Origin of the sequence: Pseudomonas sp. NPDC089408 (assembly GCF_044749445.1) — a bacterium.
Lineage (GTDB): Bacteria > Pseudomonadota > Gammaproteobacteria > Pseudomonadales > Pseudomonadaceae > Aquipseudomonas.
Genome location: NZ_JBIVHY010000001.1, coordinates 578,857 through 602,510 on the forward strand (window position 1 = coordinate 578,857; position 23,654 = coordinate 602,510).

22 protein-coding genes are annotated in these 23,654 nt (G+C 62.3%); 12 read left to right on the forward strand and 10 right to left on the reverse strand.

What is annotated here, in order from left to right:
• Nucleotides 1–37: 37 nt before the first annotated feature.
• On the forward strand, nt 38–934 hold the full coding sequence (locus tag ACIP02_RS02560) for a D-hexose-6-phosphate mutarotase (protein ID WP_400612902.1): 897 nt from the start codon (nt 38–40) through the stop codon (nt 932–934).
• Between the two features lie 131 nt (nt 935–1,065).
• Here ACIP02_RS02560 and ACIP02_RS02565 read toward each other — a convergent pair whose 3' ends face one another.
• From ACIP02_RS02565 to ACIP02_RS02585, 5 genes are all read right to left on the reverse strand, one after another.
• Nucleotides 1,066–1,599 carry a DUF3299 domain-containing protein gene (locus ACIP02_RS02565; protein WP_400612905.1) on the reverse strand — a complete coding sequence of 178 codons (534 nt, stop codon included), beginning with the start codon at nt 1,597–1,599 and terminating at the stop codon, nt 1,066–1,068.
• Nucleotides 1,600–1,647: 48 nt separating this feature from the next.
• A complete protein-coding gene (locus ACIP02_RS02570) occupies nt 1,648–1,893 on the reverse strand; it encodes a GlsB/YeaQ/YmgE family stress response membrane protein (RefSeq protein WP_201199533.1) in 246 nt (81 codons plus the stop codon).
• A gap of 96 nt (nt 1,894–1,989) precedes the next feature.
• Nucleotides 1,990–3,072, reverse strand: coding sequence for a 5-(carboxyamino)imidazole ribonucleotide synthase (locus tag ACIP02_RS02575; protein ID WP_400612908.1), 1,083 nt, complete (start codon nt 3,070–3,072; stop codon nt 1,990–1,992).
• 10 nt (nt 3,073–3,082) lie between these two features.
• The gene (gene purE / locus ACIP02_RS02580; RefSeq protein WP_003253304.1) at nt 3,083–3,574 is read right to left on the reverse strand and encodes a 5-(carboxyamino)imidazole ribonucleotide mutase; all 492 of its coding nucleotides are present in this window, start codon (nt 3,572–3,574) and stop codon (nt 3,083–3,085) included.
• A 171-nt stretch (nt 3,575–3,745) separates the two neighbouring features.
• Entirely contained in the window at nt 3,746–4,678 is a 933-nt protein-coding gene (locus ACIP02_RS02585; RefSeq protein ID WP_400612911.1) for a LysR substrate-binding domain-containing protein, read from the reverse strand.
• A 182-nt stretch (nt 4,679–4,860) separates the two neighbouring features.
• On the opposite strand from ACIP02_RS02585, the gene aspA reads away from it, so the two are divergent.
• The 4 genes from aspA (at nt 4,861) to ACIP02_RS02605 (ending at nt 9,882) form a co-directional block, all read left to right on the forward strand.
• Nucleotides 4,861–6,285, forward strand: a complete 1,425-nt coding sequence (gene aspA / locus ACIP02_RS02590) for an aspartate ammonia-lyase (RefSeq protein ID WP_201199541.1) — start codon at nt 4,861–4,863, stop codon at nt 6,283–6,285.
• A gap of 226 nt (nt 6,286–6,511) precedes the next feature.
• The gene (locus ACIP02_RS02595) at nt 6,512–7,504 is read left to right on the forward strand and encodes an AraC family transcriptional regulator (protein WP_400612913.1); all 993 of its coding nucleotides are present in this window, start codon (nt 6,512–6,514) and stop codon (nt 7,502–7,504) included.
• Between the two features lie 231 nt (nt 7,505–7,735).
• Nucleotides 7,736–8,779, forward strand: a complete 1,044-nt coding sequence (locus tag ACIP02_RS02600; RefSeq protein ID WP_400612915.1) for a histone deacetylase family protein — start codon at nt 7,736–7,738, stop codon at nt 8,777–8,779.
• Entirely contained in the window at nt 8,779–9,882 is a 1,104-nt protein-coding gene (locus ACIP02_RS02605; protein WP_400612917.1) for an extracellular solute-binding protein, read from the forward strand. The genes ACIP02_RS02600 and ACIP02_RS02605 overlap by 1 nt, the downstream gene beginning before the upstream one ends.
• Nucleotides 9,883–9,984: 102 nt before the next feature.
• Here ACIP02_RS02605 and ACIP02_RS02610 read toward each other — a convergent pair whose 3' ends face one another.
• Nucleotides 9,985–11,517, reverse strand: a complete 1,533-nt coding sequence (locus ACIP02_RS02610) for a PLP-dependent aminotransferase family protein (protein ID WP_400612919.1) — start codon at nt 11,515–11,517, stop codon at nt 9,985–9,987.
• A gap of 90 nt (nt 11,518–11,607) precedes the next feature.
• On the opposite strand from ACIP02_RS02610, the gene ACIP02_RS02615 reads away from it, so the two are divergent.
• Genes ACIP02_RS02615 through ACIP02_RS02625 form a run of 3 tightly spaced genes read left to right on the forward strand, consistent with a single transcriptional unit; the run spans nt 11,608 to nt 13,375 of the window.
• Nucleotides 11,608–12,237: an FMN-binding negative transcriptional regulator gene (locus ACIP02_RS02615; protein ID WP_400612921.1), complete on the forward strand. Its 630-nt coding sequence runs from the start codon at nt 11,608–11,610 to the stop codon at nt 12,235–12,237.
• Between the two features lie 12 nt (nt 12,238–12,249).
• Nucleotides 12,250–12,696 (forward strand): GNAT family N-acetyltransferase, encoded by a 447-nt coding sequence (locus tag ACIP02_RS02620; protein WP_400612923.1) that lies wholly within the window; start codon nt 12,250–12,252, stop codon nt 12,694–12,696.
• 7 nt (nt 12,697–12,703) lie between these two features.
• Entirely contained in the window at nt 12,704–13,375 is a 672-nt protein-coding gene (locus ACIP02_RS02625) for a GNAT family N-acetyltransferase (RefSeq protein WP_400612926.1), read from the forward strand.
• A gap of 165 nt (nt 13,376–13,540) precedes the next feature.
• On the opposite strand, the gene oadA is transcribed toward ACIP02_RS02625, so the two are convergent.
• Together oadA and ACIP02_RS02635 are read right to left on the reverse strand one after the other, a co-directional pair.
• A complete protein-coding gene (oadA, locus tag ACIP02_RS02630) occupies nt 13,541–15,349 on the reverse strand; it encodes a sodium-extruding oxaloacetate decarboxylase subunit alpha (protein WP_400612928.1) in 1,809 nt (602 codons plus the stop codon).
• Nucleotides 15,350–15,447: 98 nt separating this feature from the next.
• Nucleotides 15,448–16,863: an acetyl-CoA carboxylase biotin carboxylase subunit gene (locus ACIP02_RS02635; protein ID WP_016489867.1), complete on the reverse strand. Its 1,416-nt coding sequence runs from the start codon at nt 16,861–16,863 to the stop codon at nt 15,448–15,450.
• 190 nt (nt 16,864–17,053) lie between these two features.
• Here ACIP02_RS02635 and ACIP02_RS02640 point away from each other — a divergent pair, with 190 nt between their 5' ends.
• Nucleotides 17,054–18,016 (forward strand): LysR family transcriptional regulator, encoded by a 963-nt coding sequence (locus ACIP02_RS02640; protein ID WP_400612932.1) that lies wholly within the window; start codon nt 17,054–17,056, stop codon nt 18,014–18,016.
• On the opposite strand, the gene ACIP02_RS02645 is transcribed toward ACIP02_RS02640, so the two are convergent.
• Together ACIP02_RS02645 and hexR are read right to left on the reverse strand one after the other, a co-directional pair.
• A complete protein-coding gene (locus tag ACIP02_RS02645) occupies nt 17,958–18,176 on the reverse strand; it encodes a PA3496 family putative envelope integrity protein (protein ID WP_400612934.1) in 219 nt (72 codons plus the stop codon). The genes ACIP02_RS02640 and ACIP02_RS02645 overlap by 59 nt on opposite strands.
• 153 nt (nt 18,177–18,329) lie before the next feature.
• The gene (gene hexR / locus ACIP02_RS02650) at nt 18,330–19,196 is read right to left on the reverse strand and encodes a transcriptional regulator HexR (RefSeq protein WP_201199558.1); all 867 of its coding nucleotides are present in this window, start codon (nt 19,194–19,196) and stop codon (nt 18,330–18,332) included.
• A gap of 103 nt (nt 19,197–19,299) precedes the next feature.
• Between hexR and zwf the strand changes: the two genes are divergently transcribed.
• The 3 genes from zwf to uvrD all read left to right on the forward strand — a co-directional run bounded on the left by zwf (nt 19,300) and on the right by uvrD (nt 23,459).
• On the forward strand, nt 19,300–20,742 hold the full coding sequence (gene zwf, locus ACIP02_RS02655; RefSeq protein WP_400612937.1) for a glucose-6-phosphate dehydrogenase: 1,443 nt from the start codon (nt 19,300–19,302) through the stop codon (nt 20,740–20,742).
• Nucleotides 20,743–20,775: 33 nt separating this feature from the next.
• A complete protein-coding gene (locus tag ACIP02_RS02660; protein ID WP_400612940.1) occupies nt 20,776–21,144 on the forward strand; it encodes a hypothetical protein in 369 nt (122 codons plus the stop codon).
• Nucleotides 21,145–21,272: 128 nt separating this feature from the next.
• A complete protein-coding gene (uvrD, locus tag ACIP02_RS02665) occupies nt 21,273–23,459 on the forward strand; it encodes a DNA helicase II (protein ID WP_400612942.1) in 2,187 nt (728 codons plus the stop codon).
• Nucleotides 23,460–23,654 lie beyond the last annotated feature (195 nt).

Below are 23,654 nucleotides of genomic sequence, written 5' to 3' on the forward strand. Positions count from 1 at the left end.
GGTCCAAGGCCCACTGGCAATCAATGAGACGAGTGCAATGGCTACCTTTCAGGTCGTAACCGAGCAACATGGCGAACTCAACTGCTGGCGTATCAGCAGCGACCACGCCGAACTCCTGATCGCCCAGCAGGGCGCGCAGATTCTCAGCTACCAGCGGGTCGGTGAACCGCCGCTGCTGTGGCTGAGCGACCAGGCCATCTTCAGCAAGGGCAAGTCGGTACGCGCCGGGGTGCCGGTGTGCTGGCCGTGGTTTGGCAACTTGCAGCGCAACCCAGAGGCCGTGCAGGCCATGTACCAAGGTGAGCAGGCGCCTGCCCACGGGCTTGCGCGTGCGCGCGACTGGCAGTTGCTGGGAATCGAAGAAGTGGGCGAGCGCCTGCGGATCGAGTTCGAACTGCCTGAAGCGCAGGGCGATCTGCCCGGCTGGCCGCATGATGTGGAACTGAAGCTGGTCGTGGAGCTGGGCCCAGACCTGAAGCTGACACTGACAAGCCGTAACATGGGCAATAGCCCAGTGACCATCAGCCAGGCCCTGCACAGCTACTTTGCGGTCAGCGATGTGCGACAGGCGCGGGTCGAAGGGGTCGAGGGGCTGAGCTATATCGAGACCCTGGCTGACTGGGAGCAGCGCCAGCAGCAGGGGGCGCTTGAATTTGCCGGGGAGACTGACCGGATCTACCTGGCCACCCCGCCGCCACTGAGCATTGTCGACCCGCACTGGAACCGGCGGATAACCCTGACCAGCAGCGGCTCGCGTTCGGCGGTGATCTGGAACCCCTGGACTGAGCGGGCCAGGGAGTTGGTGGACATGGCCGATGATGGCTGGCAGCGGATGCTGTGCATCGAGACGGCGAATGTGTGGGATGACCTGGTGGAGTTGAAGCCTGGGGTCAGCAGTACGCTGGGGGTGAGGATTGGTTGTGAAATGATCTGAGTCTAGTAGCGCCTGTGCCGGCCTCTTCGCGGGTAAACCCGCTCCTACAGGGGATCGCGCCGTTCCTACGACCTGTGTAGGAGCGGGTTTATCGAGGCGTCGAACCGCCGCGAAAGGGCCGGTATAGGCAATCAGAGATCAGCGTCCTCCACCACCCTCACCTTCCCCGCATCCAGCGCATAGGCTGCATCAGCCAGATCATTGCTGACCTTCTCCACCTTCAGCGTGCCGCTGACCCACAGCGGTGTGTAGATGTCGTCGATCTTCAGGCCTTTGGGGTAGCGCACCAGCACCAGCTGGTTCGGCGGCGGTGGTGGCACGTGGATGCAGGCGCCCGGGTACGGCACCAGGAAGAACAGTGTGCTGTTGCCCTTGGCATCGCTCTCCAGCGGCACCGGGTAGCCACCCAAGCGGATGTCCTTGCCGTTCATGGTCGCCACGGTCTTGGTCGAGTACATCACCGCCGGCAGGCCCTTGCTCTGCTTCATGCCGCCCTTGGCAGTAAAGGTGCCCATGGCCTCTGGCGAGTTGTGGTCGATTTCGGGCATTTGCTCAAGCGCCTTCTGGTCCGACTTGGGCATCAGCTCCAGCCAGTCGGTTTCGGGCAGTTCGGCATGGGCCAGGGTGCTGGCCAAAAACAGGGGAACGAGGAAAAAGGCACGCATGGCAATGCTCGGCAACTCGAATGAATTGCCGGGCATTCTAACCAGTATTCAGCGTTTCTTGATGAATCCGTAGATCACCAGCAGTATCACGGCACCGACCAGCGCGCCAATGAAGCCCGCCGCCTGCCCAGCCTGGTAAATACCCAGGGCCTGGCCGCCATAGGTGGCCAACAGGGAGCCGGCGATACCCAGCAGGATGGTCATGATCCAGCCCATGCTGTCGTCGCCCGGTTTGATGAAGCGGGCCAGCAAGCCGACGATAAGGCCGATGAAAATGGTTCCGATGATGCCCATGGCAATCCCTCTGCAGTGAAGATAGAACAAGCCAAAGCCTAGACAGCGCTTTGGCTTGTTGCCATTTCAGAGGGCAAGCCGTGGGCAGAAGTTCGATCAGTTGCTGATCAGAGCCTCTACTTCGGCAATCTTGCGCTCGAGGGTAGCCATGTCATGGCAGCGCAGGGTGGCGTGGCCAACCTTGCGGCCGACCTTGAAGGCTTTGCCGTAATGGTGCAGGTGGCAGTCATCAATGGCGACAACCTTGTCCACGGCCGGCACTTCACCGATGAAGTTGAGCATCGCGCTCTCGCCCACCTTGGCGGTCGAGCCCAGCGGCAGGCCGGCAACGGCGCGCAAGTGGTTCTCGAACTGGCTGCACTCGGCACCTTCGATGGTCCAGTGCCCGGAGTTGTGCACGCGCGGGGCGATTTCGTTGGCCTTCAGGCCGCCGTCGACCTCGAAGAACTCGAAGGCCATTACGCCGACGTAGTCCAGCTGCTTGAGCACACGGCTGACGTAGTCTTCGGCCAGGCCTTGCAGCGGGTGCGCCGCGCTGGCCACCGACAGTTTCAGGATGCCGCTCTCGTGGGTGTTGTGCACCAGCGGGTAGAAGCGGGTTTCGCCATCACGGGCACGCACGGCCACCAGCGACACTTCACCGGTGAACGGCACAAAGCCTTCCAGCAGGCATGGCACGCTGCCCAGTTCGGCGAAGGTATCGACCACGTCTTCTGGCGTGCGCAGCACCTTCTGGCCCTTGCCGTCGTAACCCAGGGTGCGGGTTTTCAGCACGGCTGGCAGGCCGATGCTGGCCACTGCCGCGTCCAGGTCGGCCTGCGAGAGGATGTCGGCGAAGGCCGGGGTAGGAATACCCAGGTCGCGGAACATGCTCTTTTCGAACAGGCGATCACGGGCGATGCGCAGCGCTTCGGCGCTGGGGTACACCGGCACGAACTGCGAGAGGAAGGCCACGGTCTCGGCCGGCACGCTCTCGAACTCGAAGGTGACCAGGTCGACTTCGTCAGCCAGCTGGCGCAGGTGGTCCTGGTCGCCATAGTCGGCACGCAGGTGCTCGCCCAAGGGCGCGGCGCAGGCATCCGGCGCCGGGTCGAGGAAAGCGAAGTTCATGCCCAGCGGGGTGCCCGCCAGGGCCAGCATGCGGCCCAGCTGGCCGCCACCGATTACACCGATCTTCATGGGTTGAGCCTCAAGCCTGACGCGGGTCTGGGTTGTCCAGCACGGTGTCGGTCTGTTCCGTGCGGAACTGCTTCAGTGCCGCGTGGTACTGCGGGTACTTGGCGCCAAGGATGCTGGCCGACAGCAGCGCAGCGTTGACCGCACCGGCACGGCCGATGGCCAGGGTGGCAACCGGCACGCCCGCTGGCATCTGCACGATCGACAGCAGCGAATCGACGCCCGACAGCATCGACGACTGTACCGGCACGCCGAGCACCGGCAGGTGGGTCTTGGCGGCGCACATGCCTGGCAGGTGGGCAGCGCCACCGGCACCGGCGATGATCACCTCGATGCCACGGCCCTCGGCCTCCTCGGCATACTGGAACAGCAGATCCGGGGTGCGGTGGGCGGAAACCACCTTCACTTCGTAGGGAATGCCGAGTTTTTCCAGCATATCGGCGGTGTGGCTAAGGGTGGACCAATCGGACTTGGAGCCCATGATCACGCCAACCAGTGCACTCATCGTCGAGCCTCTTCGCTTGTGCGCCCGTGGGCGCGTCAAAAAACAACAAGCCACGCGGGACGGCCGGCGTGGCTTGTTTGCTGATCAGGACCGGACGCATCCGGTCGAAAGGCCGCGCAGTATACCGTAAGGTGGTGCGTTTAAGGCACCCCGGCGACCAACTGTCGGGCCTTATTTTTCGGGGCTTTGGCTGACTTTCGGGTCAACCGCGGCAGCACCCTCGAGCTTGCGCCATAGCAGCCTGACGTTGGCCTTGCGCACCAACGCGCAGCGGTACAGGCGGATTTCCAGCGGCACGTGCCACTGGCTGCCGCCACAGATCGCCAGTTCGCCGCGCTCCAGCTCGCCACGCATCGACAGCCGCGGCACCCAGGCGATGCCCATGCCCTCCAGCGCCATGCTCTTGAGGCTGTCGGCCATGGCCGTTTCATAGACAGTGGTATAGCGCAGGTTGCGCTGGCGCAGCAGCAAGTTGACCGAGCGGCCGAGGAAGGCGCCTGCGGAATACGCCAGCAGCGGCACACTGCCCTCGCCTTCCAGGTCGAACAATGGCTTGCCCTCGGCATCCACGGCGCACACGGGTAGCATTTCGGTGTTGCCCATGTGCAGCGACGGGAAGATCTCGGCATCCATCTGCAAGGCAGCATCGGGGTCGTAGAACGCCAGCATCAGGTCGCAGCCACCTTCGCGTAATGCGTGTACGGCATCCCCTACGTTAGTCGCAACCAGGCGGGTGGCGATGTTCAAACCGTCGTTGCGCAACTGCGCTACCCAGCGCGGGAAAAAGCCTGACGCCAGGGAGTGCGCCGCCGCTACCTGCACCACCTCGCCCTGACCACCCTCAAGGTGGTGCAAATGGCGCAGAATTTCGCCCAACTGGTCGACAACAGTGCGCGCCGTTACGAGAAACAGCTGCCCGGCCTCGGTCAGTTCGATCGGCGTGCGGGAACGGTTCACCAACTGCAGGCCCAAGGCCGCTTCCAAGCTGCGAATACGTCGGCTGAAGGCCGGTTGGGTGACGAAACGCCGCTCTGCCGCCTGGGAAAAACTGCGGGTAGCGGCCAGTGCGCTGAAGTCTTCCAGCCATTTGCTTTCAAGGTTCACGAAGCACATCTCCCGGCATGCACCAAAATGGAACACGCTCGAATGTCAATTGGCGTCACATGAAACACTATGCCGTTTGTGCATAGGTTAGCGTGCAACAGCATTGGCCGCAAAATCACCTTCAGGCCTAGGATTGGCGCCATTCCGGCATGTGCCGGGTCAAAATCGAGATGATATACATCATGTCCTCCGCTGCATCGTTCCGCGTCGAAAAAGATCTGCTGGGTACCCTTGAAGTTCCTGCTGATGCCTACTACGGCATCCAGACCCTGCGCGCTGCCAACAACTTCCACCTCTCTGGCGTTCCACTGTCGCACTACCCGAAACTGGTAGTCGGCCTGGCGATGGTCAAGCAGGCTGCTGCTGACGCCAACCGGGAGCTGGGGCACCTGAGCGATGCCAAGCATGCTGCCATCAGCGCTGCTTGCGGCCGACTGATCAAAGGCGACTATCACGAGCAGTTCGTGGTCGACATGATCCAGGGTGGCGCCGGTACCTCCACCAACATGAACGCCAACGAAGTCATCGCCAACATCGCACTGGAGGCCATGGGCCACCAGAAGGGTGAGTACCAGTACCTGCACCCGAACAACGATGTGAACATGGCGCAGTCCACCAACGACGCCTACCCGACGGCTATCCGCCTGGGCCTGCTGCTGGGCCACGATGCCCTGCTGGCCAGCCTCGACAGCCTGATCCAGGCTTTTGCTGCCAAAGGTAAAGAGTTCGACCACGTTCTGAAGATGGGCCGTACCCAGCTGCAGGACGCCGTGCCGATGACCCTGGGCCAGGAATTCCGCGCCTTCGCCACCACCATGACCGAAGACCTGCAGCGCCTGCGCTCGCTGGCCCCGGAACTGCTGACCGAAATCAACCTGGGCGGCACCGCCATCGGCACCGGCATCAACGCCGACCCTGGCTACCAGGCCCTGGCCGTACAGCGCCTGGCAATCATCAGCGGCCAGCCGCTGGTACCGGCTGCCGACCTGATCGAAGCCACCTCCGACATGGGCGCCTTCGTGCTGTTCTCCGGCATGCTCAAGCGTACCGCGGTCAAGCTGTCGAAGATCTGCAACGACCTGCGCCTGCTGTCCAGCGGCCCGCGTACTGGCATCAACGAGATCAACCTGCCAGCGCGTCAGCCAGGCAGCTCGATCATGCCAGGCAAGGTCAACCCGGTTATTCCGGAAGCCGTCAACCAGGTGGCCTTCGCCATCATGGGCAACGACCTGGCCCTGACCGTCGCTGCCGAAGGTGGCCAGCTGCAGCTGAACGTGATGGAGCCGCTGATCGCCTACAAGATCTTCGACTCGATCCGCCTGCTGCAACGCGCCATGGACATGCTGCGCGAGCACTGCATCGTTGGCATCACCGCCAACGAACAGCGCTGCCGTGAACTGGTCGAGCACTCGATCGGCCTGGTCACCGCCCTGAACCCTTACATCGGCTACGAAAACGCCACCCGTATCGCCCGCGTCGCCCTGGAAACCGGCCGCGGTGTGCTGGAACTGGTGCGCGAGGAGAAGCTGCTGGACGAAGAGATGCTCAACGACATCCTGCGTCCGGAAAACATGATCGCTCCACGTCTGGTGCCGCTGAAGGCGTAACCCGGCTGCTGCAAACTGTCTCACCAGGTTAAGGGACTAGACACCTCTCAACCTTTCAAGGCCCGAGCCAATGGTTCGGGCCTTTTTTTGCCTGATGAATTCTGGGGCTGCTGCGCAGCCCTTTCGCGGCACAAGGCCGCTCCCACAAGGGCCGTACAGTGGCCCCACCGGATAACGGCACACAACTTGCTCCATAATGCGTCCCAGGCCCACGGGATTACCCAGCATGCTGCACAGCCACCTGACCACCCTCAACGCGGTATCGCTAATCCTCAACGTCTTCCAGGCAGACGGTTGCGAGGCTTCGGCGCTGCTGGCCGGCAGCGGCATCGGCCCGGCCAACCTGGGGCATGCCGATGCGCGCATCACCACCCAGCAGGAACTGCAGGTGTGCGCCAACGCCGTGGCCCGACGCGAGGACATCGGGCTGGAACTGGGCCAGCGCATGCATGTGTCGTGCTACGGCATGCTCGGTTACGCGTTGCTCTCCAGTGCCACTTTGGGTGACGCCTTGCGCCTGGCGTTGCAGTATCCGGCACTGCTGGGAACAGTCTTCAAGCTACGTTTGCGCGACGATGGCCAGCGCGTATGGTTCAGCGCCAGCGATTACCACGACAGCCCGGCACTGAGCGCATTCAATGCCGAGTTCTGCCTGGTGTCGCTGAAAGTCATCTGCGACGACCTGCTCGGCCGCCCGTTGCCGTTGCTGGGCGCGCGCTTCGAGCACGCCCGCCCTGGTTACCACGCGCGCTATGCCGGTGCATTCCAGTGCCCGATCGTTTTTGCTGCCGAGGACAATGCCTTTGCTTTCGAAAAGCGCTGGTTGGACATGCCGCTGCCACTGGCTGACCCGATTACCCACAAGGCCATGAACGAACGCTGCCGGCGCCTGAACCTGGAATTCACGGGTCGCCAGGCCTGGCTGGGGCGGATTCGCCAGTTGCTGACGCAGCAACTGGACGCTGCACCCGGCCTGGATGGGCTGGCACGGCAGATGAACTGCTCATCGCGCACATTGCGCCGGCATTTGCAGGCGCTGGGCAGCAGTTATCAACAGCTGCTGGACGAACTGCGGTTCGAGCGGGCCAAGCAATTGCTGGCCGATGAGCAAATGCCGATCTACCGGATTGCCGAGACCTTGGGGTTCAGTGAGACCGCCAGTTTCCGGCATGCCTTCCAGCGCTGGAGTGGTGTGGCGCCTAGCCACTTCCGCGGTTGACCTGTTCCGGCCTCTTCGCGGCGGTTCGACGCCTCGATAAACCCGCTCCCACAGGTATCCCACTCGCCTTCGGGCCTGTGGAGTACCTGTGGGAGCGGGTTTACCCGCGAAAGGGCCGGTACAGGCCAAATACCTTGGCCACATCGATCCCCTTTTGGCCGTTTGCGTCGTTCTCCCCCACTGGCCCGCCCATGACAATGGACCCACGCCAGTCCCCACCGGAGAACAACAATGCTGACGATCTATTCCGATGACCACCGCCTGCACCACGGCCGCTGCGAGCTGATCGACGGCAAGCTGATGCCCTGCTTCGAAATGCCTTCGCGCGCCGACCATGTGCTCGACCAGGTGAAACAGCGCAAGCTCGGTGACATCAAAGGCCCTATCGACTTCGGCCGCGCGCCGTTGCTGCGGATTCACAGCGCCGACTACCTGAACTTCTTCGAAGGCGCCTGGGCGCGCTGGGCCGCACTGGGCCAGGAAGGCGACCTGCTGCCGTTCACCTGGCCTGCACGCACCCTGCGCCAGGTAAAACCCACCGGCCTGCACGGCGAACTGGGCTACTACAGCTTCGATGCCGGGGCGCCGATCACCGCCGGTACCTGGCAGGCCGCCTACAGCGCTGCCCAGGTCGCACTCACTGCACAAGCGGCGATCCAGCAAGGCGCACATTCCGCCTTCGCCCTGTGCCGCCCACCAGGGCACCACGCTGCTGGCGAGGTGATGGGCGGTTACTGCTATTTGAACAACGCCGCCATCGCTGCCCAGGCCTTCCTCGACCAAGGCCGGCGCAAGGTCGCCATCCTCGACGTCGACTACCACCACGGCAACGGCACCCAGGACATCTTCTACAGCCGCGACGACGTGTTCTTCGCCTCGATCCACGGCGACCCGCAGGACGAATTCCCGTTCTTCCTCGGCTATGCCGATGAAACCGGCGCCGGTGCCGGCGAGGGCTGCAATATCAACTACCCATTGCCCGCCGGCAGCGACTGGGCCGCCTGGAGCGCCGCCCTGGAACACGCCTGCCAGCGCATCGCCAGCTACGACGCCGACGTGCTGGTGGTCTCGCTGGGTGTGGATACCTTCAAGGACGACCCGATCTCGCAGTTCAAGCTGGACAGCCCCGACTATCTGGAAATGGGCAAGCGCATCGGCCAACTCGGCAAGCCGACCCTGTTCGTGATGGAAGGCGGCTACGCTGTGGAAGAAATCGGTATCAACGCGGTCAATGTGCTGGAAGGCTTCCAGCGCGCCCAGCCAGGAGCCCGGTAATGGTCCGACTCAAGCGTCTGCTCGCCCCGTTCATCGCTGCCACCCTGTTCACCGGTGCCCTGCACGCGCAAGCCGAGCAGCGCACCCTGCGTGTGTATAACTGGTTCGATTACATCACCCCGCAGACCTTGACCGACTTCCAGAAGGACAGCGGCGTCAAACTGATCTACGACATCTTCGACACCAACGAGGCGCTGGAGGCGAAGCTGCTGACCGGCAACTCCGGCTATGACGTGGTGGTGCCGTCCAACGTGTTCCTCGCCAAGCAGATCGAAGCCGGGGTGTTCCAGCCGCTGGACCGCAGCAAGCTGCCGAACTGGCAACACCTGGACCCGGCACTGATGAAGCTGATCGAGGCCAATGACCCGGGCAACAAGTTTGCCGTGCCGTACATGTACGGCACCGTGCTGATCGGTTTCAACCCGGCCAAGGTCAAGGCTGCGCTCGGCGAGAACGCGCCTGTGGACAGCTGGGACCTGATTTTCAAGGAAGAGAACATCGCCAAGCTCAAGCAGTGCGGCGTAGCCCTGCTCGACTCACCTTCTGAAATCCTGCCACTGGCCCTGCAGTACCTGGGCTTGCCGCCAAACAGCGACAAACCGGCCGACTACAAGAAGGCCGAGGCGCTGATGCTGAAGATTCGCCCCCACATCACCTACTTCCATTCCTCGAAGTACATGGCTGACATTGCCAACGGCGATATCTGTGTTGCGGTGGGTTACAGCGGCAGCTTCTCGCAGGCCGCCAACCGCGCCCGCGAAGCGAAGAACGGCGTGGAGGTGGACATGCGTCTGCCCAAGGAAGGTGCGCCGATCTGGTTCGACATGCTGGCGATACCGAAGAACGCGGCCAATCCGGAAGACGCCCATACGTTCATCAACTACCTGTTGCGGCCAGAGGTGATTGCACCGATCAGTGACTTTGTCGGCTACCCGAACCCGAACAAGGATGCCACCGACAAGGTGAACCCGGCGATTCGCAACAACCCCAACCTGTATCCCACGGCGGAGGCGATGGCCAAGCTTTATACGCTCAAGCCTTTGGCGCGGGATGCCGAGCGGGCTAGAACTCGGGCATGGACGCGGATCAAATCCGGGACCTGATGTATTTTGGGGCTGCTTTGCAGCCCTTCGCGGGTAAACCCGCTCCTACAGGTGCGCGCAGGCCTTGTAGGAGCGGGTTTACCCGCGAAGAGGCCGTCAGCCTCAACCCTTGCGCCAAGCCTTACGCAACTTCATCAACGCCTCGGCAATCTCCCCCTCCGGCACCGCCGCAAACCCCAACACCAACCCCGCACGCTTATCCACAGGCACCTCACTGTCCGCCAACCAGAAATTACTCAGCGGCGTCACCTCCACCCCCACTGCTTCGGCCTTGGCCACCAGCGCCTGCTCACGAGCAAAGTTATCCACACCCACCTTCACATGCAGCCCGGCCGCCACTTCCGGCATGGCGCCCAGCCCCGGAATGTCCATTGGCCAGCCTGCCTTGAGCACATTCCGCCGACTTAGCGCTGCCTTGCGCATCCGGCGGATATGCCGCTGAAAATGCCCGCGCGCCATGAACTCGGCCATCACGCATTGCGTACTCACCTCCGAATGCCGCACCGCCAGCGCCTTGCCCTGGCTGAACGCCTGCTCCAGCTGCGGCGGCAACACCAGGTAACCCAACCGCAACGCCGGGAAGGCGATCTTGCCAAACGTACCGACGTACAACACCCGCCCGTGCCGGTCGAGCGCCGCAAGCGGGGCCAAGGGCGCGCCGCTGTAACGGTACTCGCCGTCGTAGTCGTCTTCGATGACCCAGCTGTCGTTGCGCTCGGCCCAGGCCAGCAACTCCAGGCGTCGCGCCAGGCTCATGGTCACCCCGGTCGGGTACTGATGGGCCGGCGTCACATAGGCCAGCCTGCAGTCCGCCAACTGCCCAAGCCGCGTGCAGTCCATGCCGTCCTCATCCACCGCCACGCCGTGCAACGTGCCACCGGCCAGCGCAAAGGCATGCCCGGCCGCCCGATACCCAGGGTTTTCCACAGCCACGCCGTCGCCTGGCTGTAGCAGCAGCTGTGCACAAAGGCTAATGGCCTGCTGTGCACCGCTGGTGATCACAATTTGTTCAGCCGTGCAGCTCAGCCCACGCGAGCGGCGCAAGTAGGCCGCAATCAGCTCACGCAGTGCCGGCTCACCTGCCGGGTCACCATAACCCAGCTTTGCAGGGGACGGATTGCGCCAGAAACCCGCCTGTAGCTTGGCCCACACGTCGAAAGGGAACAAGTCGAATGCAGGAATACCGACACGAAAAGCACGCGGAGCACCGCTCTTTGGCAGCGGCAGGTGGTTACTTTTCAGACGCTGTAACGGCTCGCTGAAACGTCGCCTGCTGGATAAATCCTCAGTGTAATCCGAGGAAAATGTGGATAAGCCTGTTGATAAACCCAGGGATAACCCTGTGGATACTTGTGTGGATAGTTTCGGCAGCCGGCTAACGTAAGTGCCATCCCCCACCCGGCTTTCGATGTAGCCCTCGGCATACAGCTGGTCATAGGCACGCACCACGCTGTTGCGTGACAGCGCCAGCATCGCGGCCAGATCGCGGGTGGCCGGCAACCGCGTGCCGCTGCTCAGGCGCCCGTCCAGTACCCGTGCGCGCAGCGCCTGGTACAGCTGCTGGCTTAGACCGCCGCGGCGATCCAGGGCGATTCCGGCGGGGTCGAAAGGCAGGATGAGGGGGCGCTCGCTCATGGCATTGGACCTATGAAATCAGCTGGTAATGGCTCTTACTCAGAACCAATAGCCTGCCTAGGATGAAGCCATTCGACAAGGACCCTGCCCATGTACAACAGCAAACCCCATCAGGAACACGACCTCGCTCGCCTGCACCAGCACATGCTCGACACCCGCCTGGCCGTTTTGGTCAGCCACGGCGAACAGGGCCTGCTGGCCACGCACCTGCCGGTGCTGGTCAATACCACCGAAGGCAAGTTCGGCACTGTCTATGCGCACCTGGCCCGGGCCAACCGCCAATGGCAGGACCTGGAGCAAGGCGGCGAAGCCTTGCTGGTATTCCCCGGTGACGATGCCTACGTCAGCCCCAGCTACTACCCGAGCAAGGCCGATAACCCCAAGGTGGTGCCGACTTGGAACTACTTGGCCGTGCACGCCTATGGCCCGGCCGAAGTGATCCATGAAGCCGAGCCGTTGCTATCTATCGTCAGCCGCCTTACCGACCGCCACGAGCACGGCCGCAGCGAGCCGTGGAACGTCAGCGACGCCCCTGCCGATTACCTCGAGGGCATGCTCCGCGCCATCGTTGGCATCCGCCTGCCGATTGCGCGCCTGCAAGGCGCACGCAAGCTCAGCCAGAACCGTTCCGAACAAGACATCGCCGGCGTGCGCGAAGCCCTGAGCGCCAGCCCCGATCAAATGGACAACCAACTCGCCGCGCACATGCGCCAACTCTGAAGGAATAGCCCCATGCCCAGCGTTACCCTGCGCTCTGTCACCGCTCAAGATCAAGCCGCCTGGCATGCCCTGTGGCAAGCCTACCTGCACTTCTACGAAACCGAGTTGGCCGATGAAGTCAGCCTCAGCACCTGGCAGCGCCTGCTCGACCCCAGCGAGCCAACCCACTCGGCGCTGGCCTGGGTCGATGGCAAGGCGGTGGGCATGGTCAACTTCATTTACCATCGTTCCAACTGGAGCATCGAGAACGCCTGCTACCTGCAGGACTTGTACGTGGACAGCACGCAGCGCGGCCTGGGCATTGGCCGGCAGCTGATCGAGCATGTCTACAGCAGCGCCAAGGCCGACAACTGCATCAAAGTGCACTGGCTGACCCACGAAACCAACGCCACCGCCATCAGCCTGTACCAACAGGTTGCCGAGCGCTCGGGCTTCATTCAATTCCGCAAAGGCTTGTAGGCTGAACATGACAGATGCATTGAACTGGAAACCCGCCGCAACGCCCCAGGCCGAGCCCATCGAGGGCCGCTTCATCCGCCTGGACAAGCTCGACCCCGCACGCCACGGCGACGACCTGTGGGAAGTGCTGCAAGGCCCGACCTCCGACCCGGTGCTATGGGACTACCTGCCCTATGGCCCGTTCACCGAGCGTGCCGCCTTCGACCGCTGGCTGGACAGCAACGCCGCCGGCCGCGACCCGTTGTTCTATACCGTCATCGACCGCCCCAGCGGCCAGGCCCAGGGCATTCTCAGCCTGATGTCGATCGTGCCCGACCACGGCCGCATCGAAATCGGCCACATCGCCTTCGGCGCCGCCATGCAGCGCACACCCAAGGGCACCGAGGCGGTTTACCTGCTGGGCAAGCTCGGTTTTGAGCTGGGCAACCGTCGGCTGGAATGGAAGTGCAACAATGCCAATGCCCGCTCCAAGCGCGCGGCAGAGCGGTTCGGGTTTACTTTCGAAGGGGTGTTCCGTAAACACTTGGTGGTGAAGGACCACAACCGTGACACGGCGTGGTATTCGATTACCGATGATGAGTGGCCGCAGGTGGCTGCCGGGTTTGAGCGGTGGTTGAGTGACACAAACCAGCAGCCGGGCGGACAGGTGGAAACCTTAGAGGTGTGCCGCAAAGGTTGAAAGTTATGCTGGATCAGCGGGCCTCTTCGCGGGTAAACCCGCTCCTACAGGGGACGCGGTCTTTGTAGGAGCGGGTTTACCCGCGAAGAGGCCGGTGAATCCAGTGCAAAAAAAAGGGGAGCATCCGCTCCCCAGAGGTAAACCGCTTGTAGATGAGGGTCTGAATCAGCCCTCGATCTCGATCAGGATTTCACCCGGCGTGACACGGTCGCCCTTGGCCACGTGGATGGCCACGACCTTGCCGGCGATGGCCGCCTGCACTTCGGTCTCCATCTTCATGGCTTCGGTGATCAGCACCGCCTGGCCGGCCTTGACCCTGTCACCTTCCTTGACCAGCACATCGACAATGTTGCCGGGCATGTTGGTACTGACGTGGCCCGGCTCGGTAGCCTGCTTGCGCTTGCTGCCGCCGCCACCAACGAACTCATTGAGGGGTTCGAACACCACTTCTTCCGGCATGCCGTCGATCGACAGGTAGAAGTGACGCTTGCCTTCGGCCTTCACGCCCACGCCGGTGATGTCTACGCGGTAGGTCTCGCCGTGCACGTCGATCACGAATTCGGTCGGTACGCCTTCACCGCCTGGGGCCGCCACGGCGCCAGCTTCCGGAATTGGCAGCAGCGCTTCAGGGGTCAGGGTGCCGGCTTCGCGCTCTTCAAGGAACTTGCGGCCGATGTCCGGGAACATGGCGAAGGTCAGCACGTCTTCTTCGCAACGGGCCAGGGCGCCGATGTCACCACGCAGCTTGGCCATTTCCGGCTTGAGTAGGTCGGCCGGGCGCACGTCGATCACTTCTTCGCTGCCGATGGCCTGGCGGCGCAGTTGCTCGTTGACCACACCCGGAGCCTTGCCGTAACCGCCTTGCAGGTACAGCTTCACCTCGTTGGTGATGGTCTTGTAGCGCTCGCCGGCCAGCACGTTGAAGAAGGCCTGGGTGCCGACGATCTGCGAGGTCGGGGTCACCAGTGGTGGGAAGCCAAGGTCTTCGCGCACACGCGGGATCTCAGCCAGCACTTCGTTCATGCGGTTGAGGGCGCCCTGCTCCTTGAGCTGGTTGGCCAGGTTGGAAATCATGCCGCCCGGTACCTGGTTGACCTGCACGCGGGTGTCCACCGCGGTGAACTCGCTTTCGAACTGGTGGTACTTCTTGCGCACGGCGTAGAAGTACAGGCCGATCTCCTGCAGCAGTTCCAGATCCAGGCCGGTGTCGAACTCGCTGCCCTTGAGCGCAGCAACCATCGACTCGGTACCCGGGTGGCTGGTGCCCCAGGCGAAGCTGGAGATGGCGGTGTCGATGTGATCGGCACCGTTTTCCACAGCCTTGAGCTGGCACATGGCAGCCAGGCCGGCGGTGTCGTGGGAGTGGATGAACACTGGCAGCGACTGCTCGGCCTTGAGCGCCCTGACCAGCTCGCCGGTAGCGAATGGCGTCAGCAGGCCGGCCATGTCCTTGATCGCGACCGAGTCGCAACCCATGGCTTCCATCTGTTTGGCCTGGGCCACGAAGGCGTCGATGGTGTGCACCGGGCTGACGGTGTAGGCAATGGTGCCTTGGGCGTGCTTGCCGGCAGCCTTGACCGCTTCGATGGCCACGCGCAGGTTACGCACATCGTTCATGGCGTCGAAGATTCGGAAGACGTCGATGCCGTTGACCGCGGCCTTGGCGACGAAGGCCTTGACCACGTCGTCGCTGTAATGGCGATAGCCCAGCAGGTTCTGGCCACGCAGCAGCATCTGCAGGCGGGTGTTGGGCAGTGCTGCGCGCAGCTTGCGCAGGCGCTCCCACGGGTCTTCCTTGAGGAAGCGTACACACGCGTCGAAGGTGGCACCGCCCCACACTTCCAGCGACCAGTAGCCGACCTTGTCGAGCTTTTCGCAGATCGGCAGCATGTCTTCGGTACGCATGCGGGTGGCCAGCAGGGACTGGTGGGCGTCGCGCAGGATCGTGTCGGTTACGTGAATTTTCTTGGACATTGTTATCTCCTCGTAGCTTCAAGCTTCAAGCTACAAGCTGCAAGAAAAAGCTGATCTGCTTCTACTTGTAGCTTGCCGCTTACAGCTTGCAACTGCATTCATAGGCCTGCGTGGGCGGCGATGGCGGCGGCGATGGCCAGGGCGAGCTCTTCGGGTTTGCGCTTGATCGAGTAGTTGGTCAGTTCCGGGTGGCTTTCGACGAAGCTGGTGTTGAACTGGCCGCTACGGAATTCCGGATTGCGCAGGATTTCCTGGTAGTACGCGGCGGTGGTCTTCACCCCTTGCACGCGCATGTCGTCCAGGGCCCGCAGGCCGCGGTCCATGGCTTCTTCCCAGGTCAATGCCCACACCACCAGTTTCAGGCACATGGAGTCGTAGAACGGTGGAATGGTGTAGCCGGTATAGATCGCCGTGTCGGTACGCACGCCCGGGCCGCCGGGGGCGTAGTACCGGGTGATTTTGCCGAAGCTGGGCAGGAAGTTGTTTTTCGGGTCTTCGGCGTTGATACGGAACTGCAACGCGTAACCACGGTGCTGGATGTCTTCCTGCTTCACCGAAAGCGGCAGGCCCGAGGCGATGCGGATCTGCTCACGGACGATGTCGATACCGGTGATTTCCTCGGTGATGGTGTGTTCCACCTGCACCCGGGTGTTCATTTCCATGAAGTACACCTCGCCATCGGCGAGCAGGAACTCCACGGTACCGGCGTTCTCGTAGTTCACCGCCTTGGCTGCACGTACCGCCAGGTCGCCGATGTAGGCGCGCTGCTCGGGGGTGAGCTGTGGGCTTGGGGCAATTTCGATGAGCTTCTGGTTACGGCGCTGGATCGAGCAATCGCGCTCGAACAGGTGCACCACGTTGCCGAAGCTGTCACCGAGGATCTGCGCCTCGATGTGCTTGGGGTTGACGATGCACTTTTCCAGGAACACTTCGGCCGAGCCAAAGGCTTTAGTCGCCTCGGAAATAACCCGTGGGAAGTTCTGTTCCAGTTCTTCACGGCTGTTGCAGCGGCGAATACCACGGCCACCGCCACCGGAGGTCGCCTTGAGCATTACCGGGTAACCGATGCGCTCACCTTCGCTCAGGGCTTCATGAATATCGGCAACGTTGCCTTCGGTGCCCGGAGTTACCGGCACACCGGCGGCGATCATGGTGCGGCGCGCTTCGGTCTTGTCGCCCATGCGACGAATCACGTCGGCGGCAGGGCCGATGAACTTGATCCCGCGCTCGGCGCAGATCTCCGCCAGTTCGGCGTTTTCCGACAGGAAACCATAGCCTGGGTGCAGGGCATCACAGCCGGTTTCCACAGCCAGGTTCACCAGCTTGCGCGGGTTCAGGTAACCGGCCAGTGGCTCGGCACCAATGCTGTGTGCTTCGTCGGCACGCTTGACGTGCAAGGCGTGGCGGTCGGCGTCGGAATAGATCGCTACCGAGCGAATGCCCATCTCGGCGCAAGCACGCACGATCCGAACTGCAATTTCACCTCGGTTGGCGATCAGGATTTTTTTTATCACTGGAGTCTTCCCAAAGCCGTAGGAACAGTCGAGCCGGTTCTACCGGTCGGCGCGTGACCAGGCGTTGCTGGCCAGTCGCACATTCACCCTAGCGCTGTAGGTCGATAAACAAAAATCAATATTTGTTAGGGGCTGCATTAGCAAAAGCTTATAGTTCGGTAACAAGGTGTTGCCGAAGAGCCAATAAAAAATGCGTAAGTCCTTGATGCGTATGACTTTGCGTCAAATGCAGATCTTCAACGAGGTGTGCGATTTGCGCTCGTACAGCCGAGCGGCGGAGGAGATGTCACTGACGCAACCCGCCGTTAGTCTACAGATCCGCCAGCTCGAAGAGCTGATCGGCCAGCCGCTGTTCGAGTACGTCGGCAAGAAGCTCTACCTGACTGAAGCGGCCGAAGCCTTGCAGCGCGCCAGCCACGACATTTTCGGGCGCCTGGAGAACCTGGACATGCAGCTGTCGGACATGCAGGGCTCACTGCAGGGGCAGTTGAAGCTGGCGATCGAGTCCAGTGCCAAGTACTTCGTGCCACACCTGTTCGCCGCCTTCAAGCAGCGTCACCCGGAGGTCAACCTGACCCTTACGGTAGTCAACCGCGCCCAGGCCATCCGCCGCCTTTCCGACAACCGTGACGACCTGATCATCATGTCGATGGTGCCGCAGGACATGGGCCTGGAATTCCTGCCGTTTCTGAACAACCCGATTGTTGCCGTTGCACCGCCCGAGCACCCGCTGTGCAAGCTGGAGCAGCTGCGCTTGCAAGACCTGGAACCTCATACCCTGTTGGTCCGCGAGCAGGGCTCGGGCACGCGCAAGGCATGTGAAGAGTACTTCAAGGACAAGCGCGTGCATTTCACCCAGACACTTGAAGTGGCCTCGGCCGATGCCCAGCGCGAGTGCGTGATCGCCGGCCTGGGTATCGCCCTGCTTACCCGCCACGCAGTCAACCTGGAGCTGGCAACCGGGGTGCTGAAAGAGCTGCCGGTGGAGGAATTGCCGCTGTACCGCAGCTGGTGCGTGGTGCAGGCCAAGGCCAAGCGGCAGTCGCCGGTGGCCTTGGCCTTTCTGGCGTTCATACGTGGCGAACGTGCGCTGATCAGCGCGCTTGTTGAACGTTTTTCGGGGAAGTTGCTGACGACGCCTGCCAAATCGTGAGGTCCTGCAACTCGGGGTAGTCCACCAGGTCGCGGAGCAGTTGACGTTGGTCGCAATAGCTTTCGATCGCGCGGCGGTACTCCATGCGGCGCTGATCCTTTTCCTGCTGTTTGCGAGCCTTGGCGTTGGGTTGGTACGTACCGTCGAAGTCACGAGCCATTGCCTGTCTCCCAGATAGGATGCGGGAGTTTCAGACTGGCCTTGATGGTTTACCGTTTGGCTGTGGAATGGTGACAAAACCGTGAATTTTGTAGCGCCTGTGCCGGCCTCTTCGCGGGTTCACCCGCGAAGAGGCCGGCACAGGCAACGACAATCAGTCGTCGGTAGCCTTGATCGACTTGGGCGACAAACGCAGGCTGCGCAAGCTGCGCTTCACGCTCTTGAGGTGGTTGACCAGGCTCGGCCCGCGCGCCATGGCTACGCCCATGGCCAGCACGTCGATCACCACCAGGTGAGCGATACGCGAAGTCAGCGGGGTATAGATTTCGGTGTCTTCATGCACATCGATGGCCAAGTTGACCGTCGACAGCTCGGCCAGCGGCGTCTGGCTGGGGCACAGAGTAATCAGGTTGGCGCCGCTCTCACGCACCAGGTTGGCGGTAATCAGCAAGTCCTTGGAGCGCCCCGACTGGGAAATGCACACTGCCACATCGCCCGGTTTCAAGGTAACCGCCGACATCGCCTGCATATGCGGGTCGGAATACGCCGCTGCGCTGAGCAGCAGGCGGAAAAACTTGTGCTGGGCATCGGCCGCCACCGCACCGGAGGCGCCAAAACCGTAAAACTCCACACGCTGCGCCTGGGCCATGGCACTCACCGCCTGTTGCAGCGCCAGCGGGTCGAGGTGCTCGCGCACTTCCATCAGGGTGTGCAGGGTAGTGTCGAAAATCTTCAGGCTGTAGTCGGCGACCGAGTCATCTTCATGAATGGCGAACTGGCCAAAACTGGCCCCGGCGGCCAGGCTCTGCGCCAGCTTCAACTTCAGGTCCTGAAAGCCCGAGCAACCAATGGCGCGGCAGAAACGCACGATGGTCGGTTCACTGATACCCACGCTGTGTGCCAGGTCGGCCATCGAGCTGTGCATGACGGCAGCCGGGTCGAGCAGCACGTGGTCGGCCACTTTCAGTTCCGATTTGCGCAGCAGGTGGCGCGATTGGGCGATATGTTGCAACAGATTCACGGGCTGGACTCGGTTATGATCGGCTGGCCGGGTTGTAGCTTTCTTGTAGTTATACTACATGGACGCCAACCCGCCCAGTTAAACGAACGTGGAGAGTGGCGGTTTGACTATTCCTTGCGACATTCTGGTCTTCGGCGGCACCGGCGATCTGGCCCTGCACAAACTGCTTCCGGCGCTCTACCACCTGTTTCGCGAGGCCCGTTTGAACCCAGCCGTGCGGGTCATTGCCCTGGCCCGACGCAACTTGCGCCGAATCGACTACCTGAAGCTCGCTGAACGCCACTGCCGAGCACAAATTGCCCGCAACGACTTCGACGATGAAGTGTGGCAGCGTTTTTCAGCACGTCTCGACTACTTCCCCATGGATGCTTCGCAGAGCGCCGATTTCGGCCGCCTGGCACGTTACCTGGGTGAACCCGGCGGGCTGACGCGCATCTTCTACCTGGCCACGGCGCCCAACCTGTTCGTACCGATCGCCAACCACCTGCGCGTTGCCGGGTTGGCCGACAGTGAAGCGCGTATCGTGCTGGAAAAACCGATCGGCCATTCGCTGGAATCGGCTACAGCCATCAATGAAGCAATTGGTGCGGTGTTCGAAGAAGGCCAGGTGTTCCGCATCGACCACTACCTGGGCAAGGAAACCGTACAGAACCTGATGGCCCTGCGTTTTGCCAATGCCCTGCTGGAACCGGTGTGGCGTAACAACCAGATCGACCACGTGCAGATCAGCGTCTGCGAGACGCTGGGTGTAGAGAACCGTGGCGGCTACTACGACCGCGCCGGGGCGATCCGCGACATGCTGCAGAACCACCTGTTGCAGCTGCTGTGCCTGGTGGCCATGGAGCCGCCCGCGCAATTCGAGGCTGAAGCGGTACGCGACGAGAAGGTGAAGATCCTGCGCGCGCTCAAGCCGATCGCTGGCCAGGATGTGCAGGACAAGACCGTGCGCGGCCAATATGGCGCCGGGCGTATCGGCGGCCAGGAGGTGCCGGCGTACTACTTCGAGAAGGACGTCGACAACGACAGCGACACCGAAACCTTCGTCGCCATCGAGGCGCATATCGAGAACTGGCGCTGGGCGGGCGTACCGTTCTACCTGCGCACCGGCAAACGCATGGCACGTCGCTCTTCGCAGATCGTCATCCAGTTCAAGCCGGTGCCCCACGAGCTGTTCAACGGTGGCCAGGTCAACCAGCTACTGATCCAGCTGCAACCGGACGAACGCATCAGCCTGCGCATGATGACCAAGAGCCCGGGCAAGGGCATGCGCCTGGAACCGGTGGACCTGGACCTGAACCTGGCCCAGGTGTTCAGCCAGACCCGTCGCTGGGAGGCGTACGAGCGTCTGCTGCTGGATGTGCTGGAAGGGGATTCGACGCTGTTCATGCGCCGCGACGAAGTCGAAGCGGCCTGGGCCTGGGTCGACCCCATCCTCAAGGGCTGGGAAGAACACTTCCAGGCACCTCGTCCCTATCCAGCGGGAGCTTCCGGGCCGGAACAGGCCAACAGTCTGCTCGCCAGGCACGGTAGACATTGGCATAACTGAAATATTGCCCTGCTCCTGAGGTGTGCGGAAACCGTGAAAGTAGTCGCCGCGCAACCGCGCTACGTTCAATCCGATCAGGAGCAGACCATGGCTGTAATCGACAACCTCGTTGCAATCAATGACATCGCCGGCAACGAGAAGGTGTTCAGGGTTCACGGTACCGTGACAGTTGCCAACCCAGCGATCGAGCCGGTGCTGGTGGAACCGAAAATGCGCCACAGGGGCGGCTGGGAAGTACTGGAACTGCAGCTGAAAGACACGGGGGCTGTCACCATGCAGGTACTCGCGGAAAAAACCGTGATGTTCGAGCGAGTAGGCGGTACTCCTTGGAAGAGCCTGGAGATCGTCCAGGCCGATGGTTCTCAGCGATGCGAAATCCGCACCCTGGAAACGATTGACTGAGCCACTTGCTGCCGGGCCAGCCCAAGGTGGCGGCCTGGCTGCCTTTACCGGGTCGATGAACGGACAAAAGGTGCATATTTATACAGTAGAGATTTGCCCGATTTCCTGGCGCACCCTAGAATGGCCCGATGCGCACAGACGACCTCTCCCTCCTGCTGAACTCTCTTAACGATGCCCAACGCCAGGCCGTAGCGGCCACGCTCGGGCGTCAACTGGTGCTTGCCGGCGCCGGTTCCGGTAAAACCCGCGTGCTGGTGCACCGCATCGCCTGGCTGATCCAGGTGGAGCAGGCATCGCCGCACTCGATCCTGTCGGTGACCTTCACCAACAAGGCCGCTGCCGAAATGCGCCAGCGGATCGAGCAACTGCTGGGGATCAACCCGGCAGGCATGTGGGTGGGCACGTTCCACGGCCTGGCCCATCGCCTGCTGCGGGCGCACTGGCAGGAAGCGCGGCTGGTACAGAACTTCCAGATCCTCGACAGCGACGACCAGCAGCGCCTGATCAAACGGGTGATGCGCGAGCTGGGCCTGGACGAACAGAAGTGGCCGGCACGCCAGGCCCAGTGGTTCATCAACGGGCAGAAGGACGAGGGCCTGCGCCCGCAACATATCCAGGCCGGTGGCGATCTGTTCCTGGCGACCATGCGCGAGGTCTATACCGCCTACGAACAGGCTTGCGAACGTGCCGGGGTCATCGACTTTTCCGAGCTGCTGCTGCGTGCGCTGGACCTGTGGCGCGACCACCCGGGCCTGCTGGAACACTACCAGCGGCGCTTCCAGCATGTGCTGGTAGACGAGTTCCAGGACACCAACGCCGTGCAGTACGCCTGGCTGCGCCTGTTGGCGCGCGGCGGTGCCAGCCTGATGGCGGTGGGCGATGACGACCAGTCCATCTACGGCTGGCGCGGCGCCAAGATCGAGAACATCCATCAGTACACCGCCGACTTCCCCGACGCCGAAATGATCCGCCTGGAGCAGAACTACCGCTCCACCGGCGGCATCCTCAAGGCGGCCAACGCGCTGATCGCCAATAACAGCGGGCGCCTGGGCAAGGAGCTGTGGACCGACCTGGGCGAAGGCGAACCGCTGACCCTGTACGCGGCCTACAACGAACACGACGAAGCGCGTTACGTGGTGGAAACCATCGAGAGCCTGGTCAAGCAGGGCAATGCGCGCAGCGAGATCGCCATTCTCTACCGCTCCAACGCCCAGTCGCGGGTATTGGAAGAAGCCTTGCTGCGCGAGCGCATCCCCTACCGTATCTATGGCGGCCAGCGCTTCTTCGAACGCGCCGAAATCAAGAACGCCATGGCTTACCTGCGCCTGATCGAAGGCCGTGGTAACGATGCCGCCCTGGAGCGGGTGATCAACGTGCCGCCACGCGGCATTGGCGAGAAAACCGTCGAAGCCATCCGCGAGCACGCCCGCCACAGCCAGCTCTCCATGTGGGAGGCCATGTGCCAGCTGCTCGCCGCCAAGGCGCTGAAAGGCCGCGCCGCCAGTGCACTGGGGGCGTTCATCGAGCTGATCGAAGGCCTGGCTGCCAAGGTTGTGGACATGCCGCTGCATACCATGACCCAGACCACCATCGAGCAGTCCGGGCTGATCATTTATCACCAGGAAGAAAAGGGTGAAAAGGGCCAGGCGCGGGTAGAAAACCTTGAAGAACTGGTCAGCGCAGCGCGCAACTTCGAGTCCACCGACGAAGATGCCGATCTTTCGCCACTTTCCGCTTTTCTCGGCCACGCTTCGCTGGAAGCCGGCGATACCCAGGCCGATGAGCATGAAGACAGCATCCAGCTGATGACCTTGCACAGCGCCAAGGGCCTGGAGTTCCCGTTTGTGTTCCTGGTGGGCATGGAAGAAGGCCTGTTCCCGCACAAGATGAGCCTGGAAGAACCCGGCCGCCTGGAAGAGGAACGCCGCCTGGCCTATGTGGGCATCACCCGCGCCATGCGCCAGCTGGTGATGACCTACGCCGAAACGCGCCGCCTGTATGGCAGCGAAACCTACAACAAGGTGTCGCGTTTCGTGCGCGAAATTCCCGCAGGCCTGGTGCAGGAAGTGCGCTTGTCCAACAGCGTCAGCCGCCCCTTCGGTGGCGCCAAGACAGCCACCAACAGTAACCTGTTCGCCAATGCCAGCATCCCGCAGACCGCCTTCAACCTGGGCCAGCGTGTGCAGCATGCGGTGTTTGGCGAGGGCGTGATCCTCAACTTCGAAGGTTCCGGCGCCCAGGCCCGGGTGCAGGTGAACTTTGCCGAAGGCAGCAAGTGGCTGATGCTGGGGTATGCCAAGCTCGAGGCTATCTAAGCCCCTGCGCCGGCCCTTGTAGGAGCGGCCTTGTGTCGCGATGGGCTGCGCAGCAGCCCCAGAAAATCAGTGTCACCGCCACAATTATGGGGCTGCTGCGCAGCCCATCGCGACACAAGGCCGCTCCTACAGGGATGACGACAGTATTCAGAGGGGCGGTGGTGCCGGCGTTTTAACATTCAGGCAAAAGCTCGA

Excerpts from the sequence above, each read along its gene's own strand:
- ACIP02_RS02575 (WP_400612908.1), bottom strand. The coding sequence starts at position 3,072 with ATGAAGATCGGTGTAATCGGTGGCGGCCAGCTGGGCCGCATGCTGGCC.
- uvrD (WP_400612942.1), top strand. The coding sequence starts at position 21,273 with ATGCGCACAGACGACCTCTCCCTCCTGCTGAACTCTCTTAACGATGCC.
- ACIP02_RS02640 (WP_400612932.1), top strand. The coding sequence starts at position 17,054 with ATGCGTAAGTCCTTGATGCGTATGACTTTGCGTCAAATGCAGATCTTC.
- ACIP02_RS02570 (WP_201199533.1), bottom strand. The coding sequence starts at position 1,893 with ATGGGCATCATCGGAACCATTTTCATCGGCCTTATCGTCGGCTTGCTG.
- ACIP02_RS02620 (WP_400612923.1), top strand. The coding sequence starts at position 12,250 with ATGCCCAGCGTTACCCTGCGCTCTGTCACCGCTCAAGATCAAGCCGCC.
- aspA (WP_201199541.1), top strand. The coding sequence starts at position 4,861 with ATGTCCTCCGCTGCATCGTTCCGCGTCGAAAAAGATCTGCTGGGTACC.
- ACIP02_RS02625 (WP_400612926.1), top strand. The coding sequence starts at position 12,704 with ATGACAGATGCATTGAACTGGAAACCCGCCGCAACGCCCCAGGCCGAG.
- ACIP02_RS02560 (WP_400612902.1), top strand. The coding sequence starts at position 38 with ATGGCTACCTTTCAGGTCGTAACCGAGCAACATGGCGAACTCAACTGC.
- ACIP02_RS02605 (WP_400612917.1), top strand. The coding sequence starts at position 8,779 with ATGGTCCGACTCAAGCGTCTGCTCGCCCCGTTCATCGCTGCCACCCTG.
- ACIP02_RS02610 (WP_400612919.1), bottom strand. The coding sequence starts at position 11,517 with ATGAGCGAGCGCCCCCTCATCCTGCCTTTCGACCCCGCCGGAATCGCC.
- purE (WP_003253304.1), bottom strand. The coding sequence starts at position 3,574 with ATGAGTGCACTGGTTGGCGTGATCATGGGCTCCAAGTCCGATTGGTCC.
- oadA (WP_400612928.1), bottom strand. The coding sequence starts at position 15,349 with ATGTCCAAGAAAATTCACGTAACCGACACGATCCTGCGCGACGCCCAC.
- ACIP02_RS02565 (WP_400612905.1), bottom strand. The coding sequence starts at position 1,599 with ATGCGTGCCTTTTTCCTCGTTCCCCTGTTTTTGGCCAGCACCCTGGCC.
- ACIP02_RS02645 (WP_400612934.1), bottom strand. The coding sequence starts at position 18,176 with ATGGCTCGTGACTTCGACGGTACGTACCAACCCAACGCCAAGGCTCGC.
- ACIP02_RS02615 (WP_400612921.1), top strand. The coding sequence starts at position 11,608 with ATGTACAACAGCAAACCCCATCAGGAACACGACCTCGCTCGCCTGCAC.
- ACIP02_RS02595 (WP_400612913.1), top strand. The coding sequence starts at position 6,512 with ATGCTGCACAGCCACCTGACCACCCTCAACGCGGTATCGCTAATCCTC.
- ACIP02_RS02600 (WP_400612915.1), top strand. The coding sequence starts at position 7,736 with ATGCTGACGATCTATTCCGATGACCACCGCCTGCACCACGGCCGCTGC.